Origin of the sequence: Frigoribacterium sp. 9N (genome assembly GCF_902506305.1) — a bacterium.
GTDB lineage: Bacteria > Actinomycetota > Actinomycetes > Actinomycetales > Microbacteriaceae > Frigoribacterium.
The window spans coordinates 92297-110029 of record NZ_LR733392.1 but is presented as its reverse complement, the minus strand read 5'-3'; the positions used below and the strand labels follow the sequence as shown (position 1 = coordinate 110029).

Annotated in this window: 17 protein-coding genes; 8 read left to right on the top strand and 9 right to left on the bottom strand. The window is 71.3% G+C overall.

The window, feature by feature from the left end; all coding sequences use genetic code 11:
• Positions 1 to 166 precede the first annotated feature (166 nt).
• Positions 167 to 955: an isoprenyl transferase gene (locus ARTHRO9V_RS03625; protein ID WP_043597826.1), complete on the bottom strand. Its 789-nt coding sequence runs from the start codon at positions 953 to 955 to the stop codon at positions 167 to 169.
• An 85-nt stretch (positions 956 to 1040) separates the two neighbouring features.
• Here ARTHRO9V_RS03625 and ARTHRO9V_RS03620 point away from each other — a divergent pair, with 85 nt between their 5' ends.
• Positions 1041 to 1817 carry a hemolysin III family protein gene (locus tag ARTHRO9V_RS03620; RefSeq protein ID WP_159825635.1) on the top strand — a complete coding sequence of 259 codons (777 nt, stop codon included), beginning with the start codon at positions 1041 to 1043 and terminating at the stop codon, positions 1815 to 1817.
• 58 nt (positions 1818 to 1875) lie between these two features.
• Here the strand turns inward: ARTHRO9V_RS03620 and ARTHRO9V_RS03615 are convergent, their stop codons facing one another.
• Together ARTHRO9V_RS03615 and mca are read right to left on the bottom strand one after the other, a co-directional pair.
• The gene (locus ARTHRO9V_RS03615; RefSeq protein WP_056048802.1) at positions 1876 to 2250 is read right to left on the bottom strand and encodes a hypothetical protein; all 375 of its coding nucleotides are present in this window, start codon (positions 2248 to 2250) and stop codon (positions 1876 to 1878) included.
• On the bottom strand, positions 2247 to 3137 hold the full coding sequence (mca, locus tag ARTHRO9V_RS03610) for a mycothiol conjugate amidase Mca (protein WP_192122780.1): 891 nt from the start codon (positions 3135 to 3137) through the stop codon (positions 2247 to 2249). The genes ARTHRO9V_RS03615 and mca overlap by 4 nt, the downstream gene beginning before the upstream one ends.
• 69 nt (positions 3138 to 3206) lie before the next feature.
• Between mca and ARTHRO9V_RS03605 the strand changes: the two genes are divergently transcribed.
• Complete coding sequence (locus ARTHRO9V_RS03605; RefSeq protein ID WP_236556896.1) at positions 3207 to 3629, top strand: DUF4307 domain-containing protein; 423 nt, start codon at positions 3207 to 3209, stop codon at positions 3627 to 3629.
• 142 nt (positions 3630 to 3771) lie between these two features.
• Positions 3772 to 4263 carry a transcription elongation factor GreA gene (gene greA, locus ARTHRO9V_RS03600; RefSeq protein WP_056048805.1) on the top strand — a complete coding sequence of 164 codons (492 nt, stop codon included), beginning with the start codon at positions 3772 to 3774 and terminating at the stop codon, positions 4261 to 4263.
• 357 nt (positions 4264 to 4620) lie between these two features.
• Here greA and ilvA read toward each other — a convergent pair whose 3' ends face one another.
• Together ilvA and ARTHRO9V_RS03590 are read right to left on the bottom strand one after the other, a co-directional pair.
• Entirely contained in the window at positions 4621 to 5859 is a 1239-nt protein-coding gene (ilvA, locus tag ARTHRO9V_RS03595) for a threonine ammonia-lyase (protein ID WP_159825631.1), read from the bottom strand.
• Positions 5852 to 7033, bottom strand: a complete 1182-nt coding sequence (locus ARTHRO9V_RS03590; RefSeq protein WP_159825629.1) for an AI-2E family transporter — start codon at positions 7031 to 7033, stop codon at positions 5852 to 5854. The genes ilvA and ARTHRO9V_RS03590 overlap by 8 nt, the downstream gene beginning before the upstream one ends.
• 130 nt (positions 7034 to 7163) lie before the next feature.
• Here ARTHRO9V_RS03590 and ARTHRO9V_RS03585 point away from each other — a divergent pair, with 130 nt between their 5' ends.
• Positions 7164 to 8414 (top strand): winged helix-turn-helix domain-containing protein, encoded by a 1251-nt coding sequence (locus ARTHRO9V_RS03585; RefSeq protein ID WP_236556894.1) that lies wholly within the window; start codon positions 7164 to 7166, stop codon positions 8412 to 8414.
• Here the strand turns inward: ARTHRO9V_RS03585 and ARTHRO9V_RS03580 are convergent.
• Complete coding sequence (locus tag ARTHRO9V_RS03580; protein ID WP_056048814.1) at positions 8411 to 9316, bottom strand: M48 family metalloprotease; 906 nt, start codon at positions 9314 to 9316, stop codon at positions 8411 to 8413. The genes ARTHRO9V_RS03585 and ARTHRO9V_RS03580 overlap by 4 nt on opposite strands.
• Before the next feature lie 25 nt (positions 9317 to 9341).
• Positions 9342 to 9923 carry a LemA family protein gene (locus ARTHRO9V_RS03575; protein ID WP_043597810.1) on the bottom strand — a complete coding sequence of 194 codons (582 nt, stop codon included), beginning with the start codon at positions 9921 to 9923 and terminating at the stop codon, positions 9342 to 9344.
• Positions 9924 to 10140: 217 nt separating this feature from the next.
• On the opposite strand from ARTHRO9V_RS03575, the gene ARTHRO9V_RS03570 reads away from it, so the two are divergent.
• The 3 genes from ARTHRO9V_RS03570 (at position 10141) to ARTHRO9V_RS03560 (ending at position 14049) form a co-directional block, all read left to right on the top strand.
• Positions 10141 to 12366 (top strand): Ig-like domain-containing protein, encoded by a 2226-nt coding sequence (locus ARTHRO9V_RS03570; protein ID WP_159825627.1) that lies wholly within the window; start codon positions 10141 to 10143, stop codon positions 12364 to 12366.
• A 443-nt stretch (positions 12367 to 12809) separates the two neighbouring features.
• Positions 12810 to 13262 (top strand): DUF4383 domain-containing protein, encoded by a 453-nt coding sequence (locus tag ARTHRO9V_RS03565; RefSeq protein WP_159825625.1) that lies wholly within the window; start codon positions 12810 to 12812, stop codon positions 13260 to 13262.
• Positions 13263 to 13404: 142 nt separating this feature from the next.
• Complete coding sequence (locus ARTHRO9V_RS03560; RefSeq protein ID WP_159825623.1) at positions 13405 to 14049, top strand: heme oxygenase (biliverdin-producing); 645 nt, start codon at positions 13405 to 13407, stop codon at positions 14047 to 14049.
• Between the two features lie 51 nt (positions 14050 to 14100).
• Here the strand turns inward: ARTHRO9V_RS03560 and ARTHRO9V_RS03555 are convergent, their stop codons facing one another.
• A complete protein-coding gene (locus ARTHRO9V_RS03555; protein WP_236557067.1) occupies positions 14101 to 15435 on the bottom strand; it encodes an ATP-dependent RecD-like DNA helicase in 1335 nt (444 codons plus the stop codon).
• A 103-nt stretch (positions 15436 to 15538) separates the two neighbouring features.
• Here ARTHRO9V_RS03555 and ARTHRO9V_RS03550 point away from each other — a divergent pair, with 103 nt between their 5' ends.
• Positions 15539 to 16552, top strand: coding sequence for a hypothetical protein (locus ARTHRO9V_RS03550; RefSeq protein WP_157485563.1), 1014 nt, complete (start codon positions 15539 to 15541; stop codon positions 16550 to 16552).
• A gap of 81 nt (positions 16553 to 16633) precedes the next feature.
• On the opposite strand, the gene ARTHRO9V_RS03545 is transcribed toward ARTHRO9V_RS03550, so the two are convergent.
• Positions 16634 to 17641 carry a GlxA family transcriptional regulator gene (locus ARTHRO9V_RS03545; protein WP_159825619.1) on the bottom strand — a complete coding sequence of 336 codons (1008 nt, stop codon included), beginning with the start codon at positions 17639 to 17641 and terminating at the stop codon, positions 16634 to 16636.
• Positions 17642 to 17733: the final 92 nt, after the last annotated feature.

The following is a 17733-nucleotide window of genomic DNA, read 5'->3' as shown; positions in this document are numbered from 1 at the left end:
CGCGGCGCAGCCGGATTCCGGAGTCACCGACACCAGCCCCGTCACCGCGCGCACAGCCGGCAACTCAGGAGAACGACACACCAGAACCCCCTCAGGAGGCGCGGCGCAGCCGGATTCCGGAGTTGCCGACACCAGCCCCGTCAGTGCGTCGGCGGCCGCTCGGGCGTCAGCTGCCGTAGCGCCGGTGCCGAAGGGCGAAGTCGCGCACGGCCCGGAGGAAGTCGACCTCGCGCAGGTCGGGGTAGAAGGCCTCGACGAAGTAGAACTCGCTGTGGGCGCTCTGCCACAGCATGAAGTCGCTCAAGCGTTGCTCGCCCGACGTGCGGATCACGAGGTCGGGGTCGGGTTGGCCGCCGGTGTAGAGGTGGTCGGCGATGAGCTCGGGGGTGAGCACCTCGGCCAGGGCGTCGAGAGTGCCCCCCGCGGCGTCGTGCGCCCGCACGATGCTGCGCATGGCGTCGGCGATCTCACGGCGCCCGCCGTAGCCGACGGCGAGGTTCACGTGCAGCCCCGTCTTGTCGGCGGTCCGGGCCTGGGCCTCGCGGAGGGCCGAGCAGAGCGCCGGCGGCAGGTCGTCGGTCGCGCCGACGTGCTGCACGCGCCAGTCCCGCTGACGCGAGAGCTCGTCGGCGACGTCGCCGATGATGCCGAAGAGCTCGGTCAACTCGTCGGACTGTCGGTTGCCGAGGTTGTCGGCGGAGAGGAGGTACAGCGTGACCACCTTGATGCCGAGGTCGTCGCACCAGGTGAGGAACTCGCTGATCTTCGCGGCACCCGCGCGGTGCCCGTGGGCAGCGGTCTCGAGCATGCGCTGCTTGGCCCAGCGCCGGTTGCCGTCGACGATCATGGCGACGTGGTGCGGCAGCTCTTGACCGTCGAGGCTCCGGCGGATGCGGTTCTGGTAGAGGCCGTACAGGACTCCCCTGGCGAGGGGAGAGGGACGGCGCTTTTTCACAGGGCTACGGTAGCCCACGGCGGGCCGTCCACAGAGCCGAGGATTCTCAGCCCGCCTCCTCGGACGCTCCCCTAGGCTCGGCCCCATGACCAGCCACACCGACGGAGATCGCGCGAGCCTCCGGGCCGACGAGGTCGACGGGGCCGACCGGGCAGACGGGTCCGACGGGGCCGACATCCCGAACCTGCCGTTGCTCGACGACGCCCTCGCCTACCCCGACATCGAGCGCAAACCGAGTTGGCGCGGCTGGATCCATGCGGCCACCTTCCCGGTCGCGATCGCGACCGGCGTGGTGCTCGTCGTCCTCGCGCAGGGCGTGGCGGCGACCTGGGCCTGCGCGGTCTTCATGACCACGTCGCTCCTGCTCTTCGGCATCTCGGCGACCTACCACCGCTTCCCGTGGAGCCCGAACGCGAAACGCTTCCTGAAGCGCCTCGACCACGCCAACATCTTCCTGCTGATCGCCGGCACCTACACGCCGATCGCGGTCATCGCCCTGCCGCCGTCGAAGGGCGTCACGCTGCTCGTGCTCGTCTGGACGGGCGCCGTGTTGGGCATCCTCTTCCGGGTGTTCTTCCTGAACGCGCCGCGGTGGTTGTACGTGCCGCTCTACGTCCTGCTGGGCGTCGGCGCCCTGGGGTTCATCGTCGACCTGCTCGACGCGAACGTCGCGATGATGGTGCTCGTGCTGGTCGGCGGCGCGCTCTACATCGCGGGTGCCGTGTTCTACGGCATCAAGAGGCCGAACCCCGTACCGGGGCACTTCGGATTCCACGAGCTGTTCCACACCATGACGGTGCTGGCGTACCTCTGCCACTGGACGGGCATCCTGCTCGTGGCCCTGGACCCGCCGACCTTCTAGCGCGAGGTCGTCCGAGCCGAGGAGGCGCGGGTCGCCACCCCGGCACCGGTCGCGTCGGTCACGAGTCGCGCTCGCGCCTCCTGCGGTCGCCGTCGTCGTCGAGGTCGCCCTCGACGGGGCGAGCCCGCCGATCGGCGTCTCCGGGGAGTTCTTCGTCGTCGAGAGCCGCGGCCGCCAGGGTCGCCTCGTCGCGCTCGGCCTGGATGCGCTCGCGCACCTCGCCTCGGTACCGGGTGCGTCGGACCCGACGGGTCATGTCGACGACGATCAGCACCGTCGCGACGGCGACGAACGCGATGGCGACGAAACCCCAGACGCCGGGCGTGACGGCCTCGTCGGGGATGGTCGACGGCGGCAGCGTCGGGTCGGGGGTCTGCGGCTGCGCCAGCAGACGGGTCGTGACCGCGACCACCGATTCGGAGAGCACGCTCATCGCTGCACCCCCACGAGGCCGGTGTCGGGGTCGACGACCCCGGCGAAGAGGTCGACCTCGGGCAGGTCGGACCCGACGTTCGACTCGACGAGCTGGAAGTCCTCGGTGGGCCAGGCGGCGACCTGGAGGTCGTGGGGCCAGAAGAAGAACGCGCTGTCGAGCGGCACCTGGCTGGCGTGCGACCGAAGGGCGGCGTCGCGCACGGGGAAGAAGTCGGAGACCGGCACGCGGGTCGTGGCCAGGTCGGGCCGGTCGCTGAAGCGGGCCAGCATCTCGGTCAACGACTCGATGAGGGGCGACTCGGGGTCGCTCTCGCGCAGGTGCGTGATCATCGCGCCGATGCGTCCGGCACTGAACATGCGGTCGTAGTAGACCTTGTCGATCTGCCACGCGTCGCCGGTCGCCGGGTAGCGCTCGGGGTCGGAGGCGTCGCGGTAGGCCGCCATCGAGATCTCGTGCGTGCGGATGTGGTCGGGGTGGGGGTACCCGCCGTTCTCGTCGTAGGTCACCAGCACCTGCGGCTTGAACCGACGGATGATCGCGACGAGCGGCTCGGCGCTGATCTCGAGCGGGATGGTGGAGAACGAGTTGACCGCGACCGACTCGCCCTCGGCCGGCAGGCCCGAATCGGCGTAGCCCAGCCACAGGTGGTCGATGCCCATCGCCGCCTGGGCGGCCGCCATCTCGTGCACGCGCAGGCCCGCGATGTCACGCTCGGCGTGAGCTCGGGCCTCGAGCTGCTCGTTGAGGATCGACCCCTGCTCGCCGCCGGTGCAGCTGACGACGAGGACGTCGACGCCGAGGCTGCGGTAGTAGGCGTAGGTCGCCGAGCCCTTGCTGGACTCGTCGTCGGGGTGGGCGTGGACCGCCAGCAGGCGCAGGGTCAATTCTTCCTCGCAATGTGTGCCGGGCAGACGTTGCTACCCTGGGGACAGCTTAATCGGACGGAGATCCGCGTGACGTCCACGCCCCGTGTCACCTCGCCCTCGTCGCGCCTCGACGCACGGTACGGGCGTTCGCCGCGGGGTCGGCGCAGGCGCCTCGTCGTGGGCCTGTCCGTCGCCGTCGCCTTCGTCGTCGTCTTCGCGGCGTGGGTCGTCTTCGCCGCCTTCGACGGGACCTCGTCCCAGCTCGAATCCGCCGACGTGGGCTACCAGGTCACCTCCGACCGGGCCGTCGAGGTCCAGTACACGGTCACCGCGGACACGGGCGCGGCGGTCGACTGTGCGGTAGAAGCGCAGAACAGCGGCTTCGCGGTCGTCGGCTGGAAGATCGTGCACCTGCCCGCCTCGGAGCGCCGTTCGGTGACCTACACGACCTCGCTCGCGACGTCGGAACGGGCGGTCACGGGCTTGATCTACCGGTGCTGGCTTCCCTAGACTGCTCGGAATCGCACGACGAGACCGGCCACTCGGCCGGTCTCCTTTTTTCGGTGGGCGACCTCGCCCCGGCTCCCGGCACCGCGCCTCCTCGGCTCGAGTCGCCCGACCGGGTTCGGCCGCCGCACGAAACGGAGACACCATGAGCACTGACAACGAGACCACCTGGCTCACGACGGACGCCCGCGACCGTCTGCAGGCCGAGCTCGACACCCTCAGCGGCGAGGGACGTCGCGAGATCGCGTCACGCATCGAGGCGGCCCGCGAAGAGGGCGACCTGAAGGAGAACGGCGGCTACCACGCCGCCAAGGACGAGCAGGGCAAGATGGAGGCGCGCATCCGCACGCTGATCAACCTGCTGAAGCACGCGACGGTCGGTGACTCGACGGCCGCCGACGGCATCGTCGGCCCCGGCACCGTCGTCACGGCGACCATCGCCGGCGACGAGAGCACCTTCCTGCTCGGCAACCGCGAGATCATCGCCGCCGGCAGCGACCTCTCGGTCTACAGCGAGACCAGCCCGCTCGGCCAGGCCATCAACGGGCTGAAGGTCGGCACGACGACCAGCTACACCGCCCCGAACGGCAAGGACATCTCGGTGTCGATCACGAACGTCGAGACCTACCAGCCGTAGGTCCGACGCCGAGGCCCCCGCTCGAACGGAGCGGGGGCCTTCGTCGTCCCGGGCCACGGGGGCCCGGACCCTCGACGGGGGTGTCGGCAACTCCGGACTACGGCGTCGTCCGCGGCAGTCCTGCGCCCGCGGGCGGCCGTTCTCCTGAGTTGCCGACGGGGACACGGTGCCGTCAGGAGGCGCGGGCACGGTCGGGACGCGCAGACCCGGTCAGGAGGCGCGGGCACGGTCGGGACGCGCAGACCTGGTCAGGAGGCGCGGGCACGTTCAGCAGGCGAACACCCGGTCAGGACGCGCAGACCTGGTCAGGAGGCGCGGGCACCGGCAGGAAGCGCGGGGCGCGTCTCGCGGAGTCGGCTAGAAGTCGACGTTGGGCTCGTACCCGGCGTCGCGGAGCCGTTGCAGGACCTCTTCGACGTGGTCCGGCCCGCGCGTCTCGACGCTGAGCTCGAGTTCGACCTCGCTGATCTGGAGCCCGCGACCGTGGCGGGTGTGCAGCACCTCGACCACGTTCGCGTTGGCGTCCGACAACACTTCGCTGACGCGGGTCAGCTGGCCGGGGCGGTCGGGCATGCCGATGCGCAGCTTGACGTAGCGGGCGGCGGCCGCGAGGCCGCGACCGATCACGCGCTCCATCATCAGCGGGTCGATGTTGCCGCCGCTGAGGATCACCACGGTCGTGCCGAGGTCACGCACCTGCTCGGTGAGGATCGCGGCGATGCCCACGGCACCCGCGGCCTCGACGACGAGCTTCGCGCGCTCGAGCAGCACGAGCATCGCCCGGGCCGTGTCGTCGTCGCTGACCGTGACGATCTCGTCGACCGTGTCGCGGATGATCTCGAAGTTGAGCACGCCGGGTTTCGCCACGGCGATGCCGTCGGCGATCGTGGGCTGGGCGTCGATGTCGGTCCGCACGCCGAGTTTCATCGAGACGGCGTACGGGGCGGCGTTGGCCGCCTGCACGCCGATGATGCGGACGTCGCGCCCGGTGCGTGCCGCGCTCTGCTTCAGGGCGCTGGCGACGCCGGCCGCCAGCCCACCTCCGCCGACGGGCACGATCACGGTGTCGACGTCGGGCACCTGTTCGAGGATCTCGAGCCCCAGCGTGCCCTGGCCCGCCACGACGTCGGCGTGGTCGAACGGGGGAATGAAGACGGCGCCGGTCGTGTCGGCGAACTCTTGTGCGGCTCGCAGCGACTGCTCGACCGTGTGCCCCCGGAGGACGACGTCGGCGCCGTAGTGCCGGGTCGCCTGCAGCTTGGGCAGGGCCACGCCGACGGGCATGAAGATCGTGGCCACGATGCCGAGTTCACGGGCCGCCAGGGCGACACCCTGAGCGTGGTTGCCGGCCGACGCGGCGACGACCCCGCGCGCCTTCTCGTCGTCGCTCAGCTGGGTCAGGCGGTTGTAGGCGCCTCGGATCTTGTACGACCCGGTGCGCTGCAGGTTCTCGCACTTGAGGTGCACCCGCGAGCCGAGCACCTCGGCGAGGTACTGCGAGGTCTCCATCGGGGTGACGCGGACGACCTGCGAGACGCGGTCGCGCGCCTGCTCGATCTCGACGAGGGTGGGACCGGCCAGGGTGCGTTCAGACATCGGTGAGGCCTCCGGGCCGCGTGACGTCGTGCTCGACGGGTCGTGGCTTCTCTCGCCACGTACCCCTCGCGACGTAGGTGATCATGACGTTCAGCACGGCCACGAACGGGACCGCGAAGAGGGCGCCGGGGATTCCGGCGACCAGGGTGCCGGCCGCGACGGCGAAGACGACGGCCAACGGGTGCACCTTGACGGCGCTGCCCATGACGAACGGCTGCAACAGGTGCCCCTCGATCTGCTGCACGAGGATCACCACGGCGAGCATGAGCAGGGCCACGACCCAGCCGTTGTAGACGAGGGCGATGACGACGGCGACGGCTCCGGTCGCGACGGCGCCCACGACGGGCACGAACGACCCGAGGAAGACCGCGATGGCGATCGGTGCCACCAGGGGCAGGCCCAGGAAGAGCGCCCCCAACCCGATGCCCACGGCGTCGACGAACGCGACGAAGATCTGCACCTTGACGAAGTTGGTCAGGGTGAGCCAGCCCGCGCGGCCCGCCCCGTCGATCGCCGGGTGCGAGGCCCGGGGGAAGAGCCGGACGACCCACCGCCAGATCTCGGACCCGCCGACGAGCACGAAGATCGTCGCGAAGAGCCCGAGCACGAGCCCGGCCGCGACGTGACCCGCGGTCGACCCGACCGAGAGCGCACCGCGCACGAGCGGCTGACTGTCTTGCTGGACGGCCGCCACCGCGTCGGACACGTACCCGTTGATCTGCGCCTCGGTGAGGTGCAACGGCGAGGTGAGCAGGAAGTCCTTGAAGTCGCCGTAGGAGGCGATCGAGCGATCACGCAACGAGGGCCAGCCGTCGACGATCTGGAGGACGACCAGGACGACGAGGCCCGAGACCACGACGAGGAACCCCACCAGGACGGACACGACCGCCAACCACTTGGGCCAGCGGTGCCGCTGCAGCCACCCCGAGAGCGGGACGAGCAGCGCGGAGATCAACAGGGCCACCAAGAAGGGGATGACGATGACCCGCAGCTGGGTGATCGACCAGATGACGACGCCGGCCACGGCCACGATCACCAGGATGCGCCAGGACCAGGCCCCGGCGATGACCATGCCCCGCGGCACCGACGGATCGGCGACGACACCGGCCGCGCGACCGCTCGTGACGTCGCCCTGCACCTCGTCGCCGCGCGTGGGGCGGTTCCGCCAGATCATCGCGTCAGTTTATGGCCCTGCGGGGCCGGTCACCTACCCCTCCACATGCCGGTGCACGCATGTGTCGACGGGGACCAGGCGACACCAGGAGGCGCGGCGCGCGTCGGTGGCCGTCGCTACAGTCGTCCGCGTGCCCCGTCAGCAGCTCTCCCCCGCCCAGGCCCGTCGCGTCGCCTTGGCGGCGCAGGGCTTCGGGAGGCCCGTCGACGGCCCTGCCCGCCCGGGGACGCGGCAGCTGAACGGCCTCGTCGATCGCCTCGGCCTGCTGCAGATCGACTCGGTGAACGTGTTCGAGCGCAGCCACTACCTGCCCGCGTTCGCACGACTGGGCGCGTACGACCGCGCGACCCTCGACCGCCTCACCTTCGCTCCCCGTGGGCGGTACGTCGAGTACTGGGCCCACGAGGCCGCCATCGTCCCGGTGTCGACCTGGCCCCTGTTGCGGTGGCGCATGCGCGACTACGACGCGAAATGGCGGGGGGACGCCTCCTCGTGGCTGTCGACGAGTCCGCGCATGGAACGCTGGCTGCTCGACGAGATCCGCGACAAGGGGCCGCTGCCGGCCAGCCTGGTCGAGGCCGACGCCGCCCTCTTCCCCCAGCCCGACCGGACGGGCCCGTGGTGGGGGTGGGGTGACGTGAAGCGCGGCCTCGAGTCGCTGTTCCGCACGGGCGCCCTGGTCAGTGCCGGTCGCCGTCGGTTCGAGCGCGTCTACGCACTGCCCGAACAGGTGCTGTCGGCCGAGGTCCTGGCCGTCGACGTCGACCGTCACGAGGCCCACCGGCGCCTCGTCGCCCACGCGGCCCGCGCCTCCGGGGTCGCGACGGCCGCCGACCTCGCCGACTACTTCCGCCTCAAGGCCGCCGACGTCGTACCCGCCCTGCGCGAGCTCCACGACGACGGTGTCGTCGAACCCGTGGACTTGCCGGGTTGGGGTGCGACCGCGTGGCTGCACCGTGACGCCCGCGTACCCCGTCGGCTCGAGGCCGACGCCGTGCTGTCACCGTTCGACCCCGTCGTCTGGCACCGGCCCCGGGCGGAACGCCTCTTCGACTTCCGCTACCGCATCGAGATCTACACCCCGCGCGAGAAACGCGTGCACGGCTACTACGTCCTCCCCGTCCTGCAGGACGACCAGCTGGTGGCACGGGTCGACCTCAAGAGCGATCGTCAGGCGGGCGTCCTGCGGGTGCAGGCGGCATGGCATGAGCGCGACCTCCCCGTCGACGTCGAGCGGCTCGTGACGACGCTGCGCCGAGCGGCCGCCTGGCAGGGGCTGGACGCCGTCGAGGTGGCTGATCGGGGCGACCTGGCGGGCCGACTCCGCACGGTGCTGACCGGCCGGGCCGACGCGGCCGGCCCGGCCGACCCCCTCGGTTAGAAGGTCCCGGCGTTCTGTCGCAGCCGCTGGATGCGATCGGCGAGCGGAGGGTGCGTGCTGAAGAGTCGGTCCATCACGCCGGGCTTCATCGGATCGCTGATCCAGAGGTGTGACATCGAGGTGTTCTGCTGCCGCATGGGCCGCCCCTGGGCACCGAGCTTCTCGAGGGCTCGGGCGAGACCCTCGGGGTACCGCGTCGTCAACGCCCCGGTGGCATCGGCGAGGTACTCGCGCTGACGCGAGACGGCCGCCTGGACACCTGCCGCGGCGAGAGGGGCGATGATCATGGCCACCAGACCGAGCACCAGGAAGACGGGGTTCCCGCCGCCCCCACCGTTGTTGTTCGAGTTGCGGTTCCCCCCTGACAACGCGCTGAAGAACGACATGCGCAACAGGATGTCGGCCAGGAAGCCCACGGCCACGACGAGGCCGAACACCATGGTCGACACACGGATGTCGTAGTTCTTCACGTGACCGAGCTCGTGAGCCATGACGCCCTGGAGCTCACTGTCGTCCATGATCTCGAGCAGGCCGGTCGTGGCGGCGACCACGGCGTGTTCCGGGTCGCGGCCCGTGGCGAAGGCGTTGGGGGCCGGATCGACCACGACGTAGACCTTGGGCATCGGCATGCCCATCGTGATGCTGAGGTTCTCGACCGTGCGGTACAACCGCGGAGCCGTCACACCGTCGACCTGCTGGGCGTTGCTCATCGAGAGCGCCTGCCCGCTTGCCGCGAAGTACTGGATCACGGCGTACACCGCGGCACCGCCGAGAACCAGGAAACCGATCGACCCGTTGTTCCAGATGGCGCTCGCGGCGAACCCGAGGGCCCCGACGATCACCAGGAAGATCAGGACGATGAAGACGGTGTTGCGCTTGTTGCGCGAGATCGCGGAGTACACGGTGTCGAGGACGACTCGGACTGGATCAGAACTGGACGCGCGGCGGTTCGGCGATCGCCGACGGCTCGGAGACCTCGAAGAAGTCCCGCTCGCTGAAGCCGAGCCGCTTCGCGAAGAGGGAGTTGGGGAAGACGCGGTTCTTGGTGTTGAACTCGCGGACGCCGCCGTTGTAGAAGCGGCGCGCGGCTTGGATCTTGTCCTCGGTGTCGACCAGCTCGGACTGCAACTGCAGGAAGTTCTGGCTCGCCTGGAGCTGCGGGTAGGCCTCGGCCACGGCGAAGATGCTCTTCAGAGCGGTCTGCATGTGCCCTTCGGCAGCCGATGCCTCGGCCGGTGTGCCCGCCCCGATGGTCTCGGCACGGGCCGCCGTCACGTTCTGGAAGACGGACGATTCGTGCGAGGCGTATCCCTTGACCGCCTCGATGATGTTGGGGATCAGGTCGGCCCGGCGTTTGAGCTGGATCGTGATGTCGCTCCACGCCTCGTCGACGCGCACCTTCAGGGTCACCAACGAGTTGTAGGTGGCCCAGAGGTAGATGCCGATGATGACCGCGAGCAGGACGATGATCCCTGCTGCTACCAAGATGCCGATCGTGGCCGGTTGCATGACGTGTCACTCCTAGGTGGTGGACCGATGACGGCGGGCGCCGGATGGTCGCCCGCGACCGGGGTCGGGTCGTCGGGAGTCCGTTGGACACTATAAATGCGCTGCATGTGGGGTCCCTGCCCGCCGGGTGATCTCGAAGCAGACTCCCGAGGAGGGCCCGACCGGGCATCTCCCCCGCACAACGGATTGACTTGTACCCCGCGAACGTGCTGAATGGGTGACAGTGTTCGAGCCGCCGACCCTGCGTCCCCCGCGTCCGTCGACCCCCGTCGACGGACGGCTCGTGGTCGAGCCGCGACACGGACGACGTGTCGCCTCGACCCTCGCGACGGTCGTGCTGGGTCTCTCGCTCGCCCTGTCGGGCGGAGTCGGCGCGCTCGCCGCGGGCAGCCCGTCGGGCACCCCCGCACCCGGCCCGTCGCTCGGCCAGTCCCCTCCCGGTCCGGTCGCACCCACGATCGGCGACGTCGGAGACCGGGACGTGAACGCCGTCGTGGTCGGCGGGACCGGCACGCCCGGAGCCACCGTGAGGGTGCTCGACCCCCGCGTCCCCAGTCGAGCCCTCTGCGAGGTCACCCTGCCCACCGGTGACCCGGCCGGCGTCCCCTGGTCGTGCCCGGTGACGCTGGAGGACGGTGCCGACCAGACCCTCACGGTCCGAGACGTGACGAACGCCGCCGTGGTCGACGACGCGGTCAGCGCTCCGTTCTCGGTGCTCGGCCCTCCCACGGTCCAGGGCGGACCCGCCGTCGGTGGCAAGGTCGCGGGCACCGCGTTCCCCGGTGCCCGCATCAGCGTCGGCGGAGGCGCGGCGCCGGTCTCGGCGACGGCCGACGGCGCCGGGGCCTGGTCGGCGGTGCTCCCGTCGGCGACCTGGCCGACCGGCCGGTACACGGTCACGGCGTCCCAGTCCTCGGACTCCGTTCCCGCCGTGCCCCGGTCCTCGACCTCCACCGGCGTCACCGTCACGATCGACCGTGACCCACCCGCCCCGCCGGCCGTGCTCTCGCCCCGGGCCGGCGAACGGGTCACCTCGCAACCGCTCACCTTCTCGGGGACGGGAGAAGACGGCGCGACCGTCACCGCCTACGTCGACAGCACCCCCGTCTGCCAGGCCACGGTCTCCGGCGGCGCATGGGCCTGCACGTCGTCCGACGCCGCCCTCGCCGACGGAGAGCACGTGGTCCAGGCCGCCCAGATCGACCCGTCGGTGAACGTCGGGCCGCCCAGCGCGGGCATATCGATCACGGTGACGTCGTCGGCCGCGCAGCCCGCGCCTCCTTCGTCCTCGGCCGCTCCGGCACCGACGGCGGCGCCCGGTGCGTCCGGGGGCGCCGTCCCCTCCGTGCCGTCTCCCGGTACGCCCGGAGCCCCAGGGACCGGTGGCGGGCCGGGAGGTGCTCCCGGTGGCGTCGGCGAGGTACCACCCGGAGCGACCACACCGGAGGCGGACTCCTGGGCGGCTGCGACGACGTTCGGTCGCGACCTGCCGTCCCTCGGCCGGACGATGACCGGGACGGGATGGTTGATCGCTCTCGGCCTCGCAGCCGCGTTCGTGCTGCTCGTCGTCGCCCCGGCACGTCTGCTGGCCACGGCGATGCGAGGTCGCCTCGCGCCTCGCGCCCCGCGGCTCACCGGCCGGAACCGTCGTCGGGAACTCCCGACCTCGTTCTCGACCGCCACACTCGACCCGCGCCTCGCCGCCGGGTTGACCATCGCGGCCGGAGCCGCCGTGGTCGGGCTGGCGGCCGGCCTCGACGACGAGGTCCGCTACGCACGCCTGTTCGCCGGGATCGTCGTCGGAGTCGCCCTGGTCAACGTGCTCGCGGTCGTCGTCCCCACCCTGGTGATGGGGCGTTCCCCGGACCGCGAGGCGCGCATCCGCATGTCACCGCGCCTCCTCCTCGTCGCCGTCGTCGCCTGCGCGGTGACGCGGTCGCTCGGCCTGGACCCGCCCCTCGTGCTCGGGGTGGTGCTCGTCGGAAGCCTCACCGCAGCGCCCCGGTCGGAGGCGCACCACGGCCGGACCGGCGAGGTGGGCGATCGCGAGGCAGGGCTGCTCGCGCTCCTCCAGGTCGCCGCCCTGGTGGTCGTGTCGGCCGGAGCCTGGGCCGTCCACGGCGCCCTCCCCGCCACCGGTGGGTTCATCACCGAGCTGGCCCTCGAGACGAGCGCGACGGTCTGCCTGACCGGGCTCGGATCGCTCGTGCTCGCGCTCGTGCCGGTGGGCTCCCTGCCGGGTCGACGCCTCTGGGCCTGGTCGCGCCCGCTGCACGTGGCACTCACGGTCGTCGGCGTCACGGCGGCCGCCGCCGTGCTCACGGGCGGCTCGTCGTCCTTCCCGATCGGAGGCGCCGTCGTGGCCGCCGCCGTGACCGCGGGCCTCTGCGTCGCGGCCTGGCTCTGGACGTCGTTCGTCGAGATCGACACCGACGACGCCTGACCTGACGCGCCTCCGTCGCCGGCCGTCCCGACTGCGGTCCACGCGACGGCGGTCGGGGCGGCGGCGGGCGGGGCGGCGGCGGTCGCGCGGACGGCTGCCAGGCCGTCGGGCTGCCGGTGGTCCCGGTCTTGCCGCATTGCCTGCCGCCGTCGTCACCGTCGTCGTCGTCGTCAACTCAGGAAACCGACGCACGAACGGACGGAGCCGGCCTGCCGATCCTCCGATCTCCTGAGTTGTCGACGTAGAGCAGGGCAGGGCTAGGCAGGGCGTGTCGCGCCGGAACAGGGGTGTCACGCGCCCCGCGGGCCGCGTGACACCCCTGTTCCGGCGCGACACCCCGCGTTCCCGGGGCGTCACGCCGGGCCGGGGGTGTGACGCCGAGGCGGGTGCGTCGCACGGCGGGCATACTGGACGCTGACCCACGGACGAGAGGCATCTTCACCATGAGCAGCACCCACGGCACCACGACGACCGCGACCCCGGCCCCCTACGAGCCGACCATCCGCGAGTCGCCCAACCGCGGGGCCGGCCTGTTCGTCGGCACGGTGTTCCTCCTGCTCGGCGCCATCGGGTTCCTCGTCGAGGACATGGGCACGTTCTTCTCCACGCAGGGCGCGTCGCTCTGGTTCGTCTGGAACCTCAACCCCGCGCTGGTCGTCGTCTGGGTGCTGGCCGGTGCCGCGCTGATCATCGCCGGCGCGTCGTCGCGAGCGAGCGCGCGGTACATCAACACCTGGATCGGCCTGATCTTCGTCATCTTCGGCGTCGCCGGCTTCTTCCTCGAGGGCACCGACGTCAACTTCCTGGCCTTCAACCTCGGCGACAACGTCACGCACCTCGTCGGCGGCCTGCTGCTCCTCGCGACCGCCGTGGGGGCCGAGCGCCGCCGCCGTTGACCCTTGCCGCAGGGCGCCGCACCTCTCGACGGGCTGCGATCCGGCTGCACGTCCGCCGGGATCGGCCCCGGGGGCTACCGGCACCGCGCCTCCCTGGCTAGGGTTAGGGTCACCTAACCCAGGTGACCAGGAGGTGCGCACCATGACCGTCGTCATCCCCTTCTCCGAGGCGGTGCGCGAGCGCACGGCCGAGCGGGTCCCCGCCGACGTCGGCTGCTCGTTCATGACCGACCTGCTGATCGGCCGGGGCACGCGGGACGACTACGTGCAGCTGCTCGCTCAGCACTACTTCGTCTACGCCGCCCTCGAGGACGCCGCCGCGGGGTGGTCCGGCGACGCGGTGGTGGCTCCGTTCCTCGCGCCGGGGCTGACCCGGTTGCCGGCCATCGAGGCCGACCTGGCGTTCCTGCTCGGTACCGACTGGCGGGCCCGGATCTCACCGCTGCCGACCACTCGGGCGTACGTCGATCGCATCGAGCAGGCGTCGGCCTGGGCCGGTGGCTTCATCGCGCACCACTACACGCGCTGCCTCGGTGACCTGTCGGGCGGGCACCTGATTCGCAGCATCCTGCAGCGACGGTTCGGATTCGACACGAACGGCGTCGGGTTCTTCCTGTTCGCCGAGATCGCCGAGCCGAAGTCGTTCAAGACGACCTACCGCCGCCAGCTCGACGCCGTCGCCTGGTCGGCCGACGAGCGCGAGAACGTGCTCGACGAGGTGTGCGCCGCGTACCGCTTCAGCACGGAGCTGTTCGCCGACCTCGCCGCCGCGAAGGCCGCGGCCTAGCCGTTCGCCGACGGGGTGGGTCCCGGGCCACCGCGTGGTCGGACCGGGTCGTCAGCCCGTGGCGGCCGTCGTCGCGTCGTCGCCCACGCCGGCGTCGGCTGCGGCCCTGATGGCCGGCACGCGTGACGCCTCGCTCATGAAGCGGCGCACGTCGAGGTCGACGATGATGTCGGCCGGTCGCAGCGGGCGCGACAGGTACAGCCCCTCGAGCGAGGTGATGCGGCTGAGGGCGACGTAGGTCTGCCCCGCGCTGAACACCCGTGAGCCGAGGTCGACGATGGCCCGGTCGTAGGTCTTGCCCTGGGACTTGTGGATCGTGACGGCCCAGGCGAGGCGCAGCGGGAACTGCGTGAACTCGGCCACGACGTCTTTCTTGAGCTGCTTGGTGGTCGCCGAGTACGAGTACTTGTGCTTCTCCCACACGACGGGCTGCACCTCGTGGACCTCGCCGTCGACCTCGACGAAGACCGTGTCGCGCACCCGGGTGACGACGCCCGTCGTGCCGTTCACCCAGCGTTGCTCGGAGTCGTTGCGGAGGAACATCACCCGGGCCCCGACCTTGAGCTCGAGGGCCTCGTCGGCCGGGTAGGCCCGGCCGCCGAACTCGCCGCTGACCTCGGCCTTGGCGGTCATCACCTTGCCCGACAGGCGATCGAGCTCGACCTTGTTGATGCGGTTGACGGTGTCGTTGCGCGTGGCCAGGGTGATGGCCCCGCCGTCGGTCGGAACGGGTCGTGCCCCGGCGCCGTTGAGGGCCCCGGCGATCTCGGCCGTGACCCGACCGTGCCGCACGGCGTTGAGCATCTCTTTGAAGTCGCCCTCGGTCTGGCGGTGGATGAAGGCCAGCTCGTAGATGCGCAGGCTCGCCTCGGCCCAGACCTTGGCGTCGAAGAACCACATCGAGCGGTAGTTGTCGCGGAAGTACTCGCGCTCTTCGGCGTCGCCCGGCACCGGCGGCAGCTGGTACGGGTCGCCGAACAGCACGACCTGGACGCCGCCGAACGGCTCGTGCTTGCGCTGCCGGGCCTGCCGCAGCGAGCGGTCGATGGCGTCCATCAGGTCGGCGTTGACCATCGAGACCTCGTCGATGACGAGGGTGTCGATGGTGTTCAGCAGCTTGCGCAGCTCGGCGTTCTGCTCGATGTCGTGGTCGGCGATGAGCCCCACCGAGAGGCGGAACAGCGAGTGGATCGTCTGGCCGCCGACGTTGAGGGCGGCGACGCCCGTGGGGGCGCAGATGACGATCTGCTTCGAGGTGTTCCACGACAGGTGGTTCAGCAGCGTCGACTTGCCCGTGCCGGCCCGTCCCGTGACGAAGATGTGCTCGCGGGTGTTCTCGATCGCGTCGTACAGCGCCTGCTGTTCGGCGGAGAGGGCCACGCTCACGACGACGAGCACCTTTCGGGAGGGGGCGGGGGAGGCCACCAATCTACCCGTGACGGGCGTGACGCTCGGTTCTTCGTGACCCGCGCCTCCTATTGTTGTCGTCATGTCGTCGTCTGTGGGGGAGGAGACGCGCCCACCGCTCGGCTGGCCCTTCGTCGCGATCTGGGGCGGGGCGCTGCTCTTCGTGCTGATCGGTTTCTGGGTCACCGTCGTGGCACTGAACGCCACCGTCTACAGCGGCGCCGGTTTCGTCCGCGGCTACGTGGCGGCGGTCGACCGCGGCGACACGTCGAGCGCGTTGACCCTCGCCGGCGTCACGCCGACCGACCAGCTGGCCGACGCCCTGCTCGAGGTGCCCTCGCTCGGCGGCGTCGACGACGTGACCGAGGTGGGCGACGTCGACCTCGGCGACGACACGCACGCGATCACGCTCTCGTACTCGATGCAGGGCACGTCGGCCACGGCCGAGGCGCCCGCGCAGTCGCAGTTCGTCGTCCAGCGGGCCGGGACCCGGTTCGGGCTGTTCCACGCCTGGCGCTTCGTGCAGGCACCCACCGCGCAGCTCGACGTGACGCCCCAGCACGACTCCCGCTTCACGGTGGACGGCCGCGACGTGACGACCGACGCCCCCGACGTCGCGACCCGGTTCACGGTGCTCGCCCCCTCGCGGTTCGAGCTCGACCATGCGTCGCGCTACCTCGAGGCCCCGACCGTCGAGGCCGACGTGCTCAGCGTGGGGGCGACGTCGGGGGTGTCGATCGAGGTGCAGCCCCGGGACGAGTTCGTCGAGGCCGTGCAGGACATGGTCGACCAGCAGCTCGACGAGCAGTGCGTCCCGCAGCAGGTGCTGCTGCCGGCCGGGTGCCCCTTCGGCCGCCAGGTCGACGACCGGGTCACCGACGACCCGACGTGGACCGTGCCCGTCCACCCCGTCGTCTCGATCGTGCCCGGCCCGTCGGGGCAGTGGCAGGTGCCCGGCGTGGCCGGCACCGCCCACCTCGTCGTCGGCGCCCAGTCGCTCTTCGACGGGAAGCGCTACACGATCGACGAGGACGTCCCGTTCACCGTCACGTACCTGATGCGCATCAGCACGTCCGACGAGCTGACGTTCGACTAGGCCCGCCCGTGGCCGCCCGGTAGCCACCCGGGGTCGACCGGACGCGGGGAGCGCGGGTCGGCCCGTCGAGGACGGTCCCGCTCAGGCGGTGGCCGCCCCGGCCCGCTCGAGGTCGCGCAGGTCGTCGACGCCGCCGAAGGTCGCTCGGTAGGCCCGCGGGGTGGTGCCGAGGACGCGGGCGAAGTGGTGTCGCAGGACGGCTGCCGAACCGAAGCCGACCTCGTCGGCGATCGCGTCGATGCCGAGCCCCGTCGCCTCGAGCAGCTCCTGCGACCGCAGGAGGCGCTGGCGGGTGAGCCACGCCCCCGGCGTCGCCCCCAGCTCGGCCTTGAACCGTCGGGCGAAGGTGCGCGGCGACATGTGCGCCCTCGCGGCCAACCCCTCGATGCTCAGGTCGTCGCGGAGGTGTCCGAGCATCCAGTCGGTCAGGGGCGCGAGCGAGTCGTCGACCTCGACCGGGAGGGGCGTCTTGATGAACTGGCTCTGACCGCCGTCGCGGTGCGGCGGCACGACCATCCGGCGGGCGATCACGTTCGCCGCGGCGGCGCCGTGCTCGCGGCGGACGAGGTGCAGGCAGGCGTCGATGCCGGCGGCCGTGCCCGCGCTCGTGATGATCCGGCGGTCCTCGACGAAGAGCACGTCGGCGTCGACCTCGATCGCGGGGTGTTCGCGCTGCAGGGCGTCGGAGTACCGCCAGTGCGTCGTCGCCCGGCGGCCGTCGAGCAGCCCGGCCTCGGCCAGGACGAACGCCCCGCTGCAGACGCTGAGCAACCACGCCCCCCGGGCCTCGGCCGCGACGAGCAGCTCGCGCACCGCCGGGGAGACGAGCTCGGCCTGGTCGGGACGGTTCCACAGGGCCGGCACGCACACGACGTCGGCGTCGGCCGCGGCGCCCAGGTCGAGGTCGACCGTGATCGAGAAGCCCTGGTTCGTGCGCACGAGCCCCGGGTGCTCGGTCACGATGCGGTGCTCGAACGGAGGCGCGCCCTCGTCGGTCCGGTCGAGGCCGAACACCTCGCAGAGCACGCCGAACTCGAACGGCGCGACGCCGTCGGCGACGATCGTGGCGACGGTGCGGAACGGGGGCATCGGGACTCCTGGGGTGGGTCGAGCCGCACGCCGCCACGAAGTGGTCACCGCGCCATCTTTACTCGTGGCGTGGTGATCACATCGTGGCGGGC